4 protein-coding genes are annotated in these 6,532 nt (G+C 64.5%); all 4 read left to right on the top strand.

Translation table 11 applies throughout. The features are described 5' to 3' along the window. Window positions 1-284 precede the first annotated feature (284 nt). Window positions 285-1,529 carry a capsular biosynthesis protein gene (locus tag ACOZBP_RS17160; protein WP_422677538.1) on the top strand — a complete coding sequence of 415 codons (1,245 nt, stop codon included), beginning with the start codon at window positions 285-287 and terminating at the stop codon, window positions 1,527-1,529. 191 nt (window positions 1,530-1,720) lie between these two features. Continuing rightward, window positions 1,721-4,273, top strand: coding sequence for a TonB-dependent receptor (locus ACOZBP_RS17165; RefSeq protein WP_422677539.1), 2,553 nt, complete (start codon window positions 1,721-1,723; stop codon window positions 4,271-4,273). A 199-nt stretch (window positions 4,274-4,472) separates the two neighbouring features. After that, window positions 4,473-5,474 (top strand): agmatine deiminase family protein, encoded by a 1,002-nt coding sequence (locus ACOZBP_RS17170; protein WP_422677540.1) that lies wholly within the window; start codon window positions 4,473-4,475, stop codon window positions 5,472-5,474. Next, window positions 5,474-6,340, top strand: coding sequence for an N-carbamoylputrescine amidase (aguB, locus tag ACOZBP_RS17175; protein ID WP_422677541.1), 867 nt, complete (start codon window positions 5,474-5,476; stop codon window positions 6,338-6,340). Before ACOZBP_RS17170 ends, aguB begins: the two co-directional genes overlap by 1 nt. Window positions 6,341-6,532: the final 192 nt, after the last annotated feature.

Here is a 6,532-nt window from a genome sequence, read left to right on the forward strand (position 1 = left end):
GCAAGGGTGAAACCAACCTGGCCAAGCCCACCGCAGACGGCGTGCGTGAACCGCTCAACCGTCGCGCCACCATCGACATCAACTTCTAAGGTTCAGCCTGGAGCAGGCCTCATGGTCTGCTCCAGGCTCTCCTTCGATGTCGAAGTATCGGGCCGCCGGCTTTTGTCTGAGTCGGCGGCTTCTTTCTGCACAACGTTGTTCTTTTTGTCTTGCTCAAGCGTCTTGTCATTGGCGAGGGGTTGGCACTAGGAAGAGGACTCGTTCCTTGGAAAGACACCCAGCGTTTGCTCGCGCCATTTGATCCTGATCAGCCCAATGCCTTCCCGCTGGTACAGGCGGATTTGCGTGGCCGTCGCTTTCTGATCGTCACCGCTCCCTTTGGCGGCTTTGGGCGCCTGCTGGCCCAGGCCATTGTCGAGCGCGGCGGCGAAGTCGGCCGCATGATTTTCAACGCTGGCGACCTCGTGACCTGGCGTCGTCCGGGCGGCCTGACCTTCCGCGATGATGTGAAGCAATGGCCCGCCAAGGTCCGCGAGCTGGCCCATGACTTTACGGACATCGTCGTCTTCGGCGAGGGTGGACCCTACAATCAGGGCGTCCTGTCGCAGATCGACGCCCTCAGCGCCCAGGTATGGGTGCTGGAAAATGGATATTTCCGCCCCGACTGGATCACGCTGGAAAGAAACGGCGTCAACGGTTCCAGCGGCTTGCCGCGATCAGCGGCGGGATACGCCGTGCCGGGGCCCGAACTTCCGGTCACGCGACCGGTAGGCAAGATCTTGCCGCACCATGTCTTCAACATCAGCCTCTATCACGCGGTGCAGGCTCTGGGCGTGCTGGCCTTCCCGCGATATCGGCAGCCCTACACAGTCTCGCCCTGGCGCCAGTTTTTTGGCCATATCCGACGGTATTTCGGATTGGCGACGCGTCCGAAACAGTCCTGCGATGCGGATGTGATCCGCGGGCGGGGACCCTTTTTCATCGCCTGCCTCCAGCGCGAGGGCGACGCCCAGCTGCTGCGTTACTCCTCCTATGCCGACAATACCGCCTTCCTGGCCGAGGTGATGGCCAGTTTCGCTCGCAACGCGCCCAAGGATTGCCGACTGGTCGTCAAGAACCATCCCCTCGATCCGGGACTTTCCGACCTGGAGCATATTACGCGTTGTCTGGCGGTAGAGCGGGGGCTGGACGACCGGGTCGATTTCATCGACGGCGGGAATCTGGCCCAGTTGTGTCGTGCCTCCAGGGGCATGGTGGTCAACAACTCCAGCGCGGCCTTGTCGGCCCTGGGCTTCCGCACGCCGGTCAAGGTGCTTGGCGAAGCCTTCTTCGATTTCGACGGATTGACGGACCAGCAGCCGCTTGATGACTTCTGGGGAGCGCCGGTCGCCGCCGACGCCAAGCTGTTTACAGCCTTCCGGGCGCATGTGATCGCCCGCAGTCAGATCAACGGCAATTATCACGAACCGCGCGCCATGCGGCCCACGGCGGGCCTTGTGGCGGACGCCTTCGCCAGACGTCCAGCCTAGCCCCCGCGTTCAGCGGTTCGAAAATCGTCCACAGGGGTGTGGCGATATGGCAACCCCCGGGGTTTGTCATATCACTGTCACACGACTGTCGCCCAACCTTCCCTCAGCGGCCTTAAGGCCCAGCCCATCTCGACAGGCGCGACAGCCTGCCGCGCATGGCGCAACGCCTTCATCACTGGGGATACAGACCGATGACCAACCGCAAACAGCTGTTCTGGGCGACGACCGCCCTGATGAGCGGCTTCCTTATGGCCGGCGCCGCTTCGGCCCAGTCGACCGGCACCGAGGCCACGGAAGTCAGCGACGTCGTCGTGACCGGCCAACGCGGCCCGCGCAACCTCGACGGTCTGGCTGTCGCCGAGACGGTCGCCAAGACCCGTAACACCGTCAACCAAGAATTCATCGCCACCCAGGCTGCTGGTCAAACCATCCTGCAGACCCTGAACCTGACGCCGGGCCTCAGCTTCACCAACGCCGACCCCTACGGCTCGTCGGGCGGCAACATCCGTCTGCGTGGCTTCGACGGCGCCCGCGTCTCGCTGACGTTCGACGGCATTCCGCTGAACGACACCGGCAACTATTCGTCCTACACCAACCAGCAGATGGATCCGGAACTGATCGAGCGCGCCTCGGTCAACACCGGCTCGACCGACGTCGACAGCCCGACGGCCTCGGCCACCGGCGGCACCATCAACTACGTGACGCTGCGTCCCACCACGGACATGGGCGGTTGGGTTCAGGGTTCGCTGGGCGACTTCAACTATCGCCGCATGATGGGCCTGTTCAACACGGGCGAGTTCGGCCCCTGGGGCACCTCGGCTTGGTTCGCCGCCTCTTACCAGAACTATGACAAGTTCAAGGGCATCGGCGAGCTGGAGAAGGTCCAGTACAACGCCCGCATCTGGCAGCCCCTGGGCGACAACGGCGACTTCATCGCCCTGGCCGGTCACTACAACGAGAACCGCAACAACAACTACAACGGTCCGAACCTCGGCACCGCCACGGGCTTCTGCGACGTCGCCCAGACCCAGGTCTGCATCGACCAGGTCAACGATCCGGCCAATCCCTTCGGCTGGGGCGTCGATTTCGACCGCACCTACACGGCCCCGACCGTCCGCGGCGGCGTGGCCGACTACGACACCAACGGCACCAACTACTGGGGCCTGCGCATCAACCCGTCGAACACGGGCAACATCCGGGGCAACTCGCGGTTCACCCTGCGTGAGGGCCTGACCCTGACGGTCGACCCCTCGTTCCAGTACACCCTGGCCAACGGCGGCACCCAGCAAGCTGTGATGGCCGAATCGGAAGTCGCTCGTGCTGGCAGCAGCGATCTGAGCTGGTTGCTGCTGCGTGGCACCAAGACCACGGGCGGCGTCGACCTGAACGGCGACGGCGACCTCCTGGACCGCGTGCGTGTCATGACGCCGTCCAACACCAATACGCACCGTTACGGCCTGAACAGCTCGCTGATCTGGGAGATGAACGAGAACCATCGCCTGCGCGCCGCCTATGCGCTGGACTGGGGTCGTCACCGTCAGACCGGCAACTATGGCTTCGTCGATTTCTCGAACCCGTCGAGCCCGAGCTTCGTCGACGAGTTCGGCGGCCGTAACGAGGAAGACAACCGCGTCATCAACCTGGACGGCTACGACCTTCAGTCGCGCGACCGTCTGTCGATCGCTTCGCTGAACCAGTTCTCGCTCGAGTACCGCGGCCGCTTCCTGCAGGAAGCCCTGACGGTGACGCTGGGCGTGCGCGCGCCCTTCTTCAAGCGCGAGCTGAACCAGAACTGCTACACCCAGAACGCCTCGTCCAACGTGCTCTGCACCTCGGAAACGCCGAACGCGACCCTGGCCAACGGCAATGTGACCTTCGCCGGCCGCGGCACGACGCAGTATATCGCGCCGTACGAGCGTGAAGTGAAGTTCGACGACATCCTGCCCAACGTCGGCGCCACCTACCGCTTCGGCGAAGGCCACTCGGTCTTCGGCAGCTACAGCGAGTCCCTGTCGGCTCCGCGTACCGACAGCCTCTACGCCGTCACGCGCTTCGCCGACGGCTCGATCGGCAACCCGACGGTCCAGCCTGAAACCTCGAAGAACATCGACCTGGGCTACCGCTACACCACCTCGACCATCGTGGCTCAGGCCTCGGTGTTCCAGAACCAGTTCGACAACCGCATCGTCTCGACCTTCGACGAAGACCTGGGTCAGTTCGTCGACCGCAACGTCGGTTCGGTGGAAAGCATCGGCTTCGAAGCCTCGCTGGGCTGGCAGCCGACCGAGAACCTGAACCTCTACGGTACGGTTTCGCTGCTCGATAGCGAACTGCAGGACGACTACGTTTACAACGCAGCCGGCGCCCAACTGCAGACCAAGGGCAAGAAGCAGGTTGAAACGCCGGAACAAATGTTCTCGCTGCGCGCCTCGTACAAGTTCAACGACGTCTTCTCGGCAGGCGTCCAGGGCAAGTACACGGGTGAGCGTTGGGTCACCGACGTCAACGATCTGAAGGTTGACGCCTTTACCGTCGTCGATCTGGACGCCCGCTTCGACTTCTCGACCCTGGGTCTGGAAGGCACCTACCTGCAGGTGAACGTCATCAACCTGCTTGACGAGCAGTACTACTCGACCCTGGGCACCCGCGCTTCGGCGACCCCGGGCCAACTGGGCTACAGCCGTCCGTTCGCGGGCGTCGGCGCTCCGCGCACCGTCATGGCCTCGATCCGCTACAGCTTCTAAGCTCTAGCTTCGACACCGACAGGGAAGGGCGGTCCGGAAACGGGCCGCCCTTTCTTTTTTGGGCCTCTCGCGCTTCACGCTGCTTGAGGCCCGTTTCGGGGGCTGTAGCTGCCGGCCCATGCCCGCAAACATTGAACCGGGGGGCGTCAGGCCCTATTTGGCGCGGTCTGCCTTTCTCCCATTCGGATCGACTTCGCTCATGACCCATCCCATCCCCGCCGAATGGTCGCCGCACCGTGCGATGTGGGTCGGCTGGCCCAGCCATGCCGAGCTGTGGGGCGAGGACTTCGCCAAGGCCCAAGACGAGGTCGAGGCCCTGGTCCGGGCGCTTGCCGGTCCCGGCCGCGAGCAGGTCAAGCTGATGGTCGGCAATGACGAGTCTCTGGCCAACGCGCGTGCGCGTCTGGACGGCGTGGACGGGGTCGAGGTCGTGGCCGGTCGTTTCGGCGACATATGGCTGCGCGACACCGGCCCGATCTTCAGCAAGGGCTCGGCCGTGGCCAACGCCTTCAGCTTCAACGGCTGGGGCGGCAAGTACGACTATCCGCACGACGACGAGGTGGCTGATCAGATCGCGGAGTTTTCCGGCGTTCCGGTGACGCGTCACGACTTCATCCTCGAAGGCGGCGCCCTGGACCACGACGGCGAGGGCACGGTCCTGACCACCCGCCAATGCTTGCTGAACAAGAACCGCAACCCCGGCTGGACCGCTGAGGCCGCCGAGGCGGCCCTGGCCGAGGCCGTGGGCGCCAAGGTCGTGGTCTGGCTGGGCGACGGCCTGCTGAACGACCACACCGACGGCCACGTCGACAACCTGGCCCGCTTTGTTGCGCCGGGCGTGGTGGCCTGTCCCATCGCCTTTGGCCGCAAGGACCCCAACGCCGAGGTCTATGACGAGACCGCCCGTCTGCTGTCGGAAACGACCGACGCCATGGGCCGCAAGCTCAAGGTCCTGCGCGTCCCGTCGCCCGGTCTGGTGCTGGACGCCGACGAACGTCCGATCCCGGCCAGCCACATGAACTTCCTGATCGCCAACGGCGCCATTGTGGTCCCGACCTATGGTGATGATGTCGCGGCCCGTCTGGCGGGCGAGGCCCTGGCCACGGTCTTCCCCGACCGCGAGATTGTCCTGTCGCCGTCGAACGCCGTCCTGACCGGCGGCGGATCCTTCCACTGCATTAGCCAACAGGAGCCCGCATAATGGCCCGCACCGTCTCGGTCGCCGCCCTGCAGACCTCGTACGGCGAGGACATGCAGGCCAATATCGACAAGACCATCGGGCTGATCCGCCAGGCGGCGGCCCAGGGCGCGCAGGTCATCCTGCCGTCGGAACTGTTCCAGGGGCCCTATTTCTGCGTGACGCAGGAGGAGCACTGGTTCGCCTCGGCCTATCCGTGGCGCGAGCATCCGGCCGTGGTCCAACTGCAGCCGGTGGCCAGGGAACTGGGCGTCGTCATCCCCGTCTCGATCTTCGAGAAGGAAGGGCCGCACTACTTCAACTCGATGGTCATGCTGGACGCCGACGGCGAGGCCCTGGGCGTCTATCGCAAGAGCCATATCCCCGACGGCCCCGGCTATCAGGAAAAGTACTACTTCCGCCCCGGCGACACCGGCTTCAAGGTCTGGAGCACCCGCTTCGGCCGCATCGGCGTCGGCATCTGCTGGGACCAGTGGTATCCGGAGAGCGCCCGCGCCATGGCGCTGCAGGGCGCAGACATCCTGATGTACCCGACCGCCATCGGCTCGGAACCGCACGACGCCGAACTGGATACGGCTCTGCCGTGGCAGCGTGCGATGCAGGGCCACGCCGTGTCCAATGTGGTGCCGGTCGTCGCCGCCAACCGCATCGGCCATGAGACCCTGACCGAGGCGGGCCAGACCTTCTACGGCCACTCCTTCATCGCCAACCATCGCGGTGATCTGGTCGAAAGCCTGACGGGCGAGGAGGGCGTGCTGGTCCACACCTTCGACCTCGACTTCCTCGACAAGTATCGCGCCGCCTGGGGCTTCTTCCGCGATCGTCGCCCGGAACTCTACGGCGCCCTCGCGACGGGCCGCCCGGTCTAAGTCAACAATCCTCCCCCATAGCGAAGCGTATGGGGGAGGGGGACCGCGAAGCGGTGGAGGGGGCATGCCACACGCACCGCCGTTTCCGCCCCCTCCACCAACCAAACGCCAGGGCAGCCACACCCCCCCCCCAGGCGAGCTGGCTAAAAACACACAAAAGATAAGAACCCCACAAAAAAAATTAAATGGGCA

The organism is Brevundimonas sp. NPDC058933 (genome assembly GCF_049315965.1).
GTDB lineage: Bacteria > Pseudomonadota > Alphaproteobacteria > Caulobacterales > Caulobacteraceae > Brevundimonas.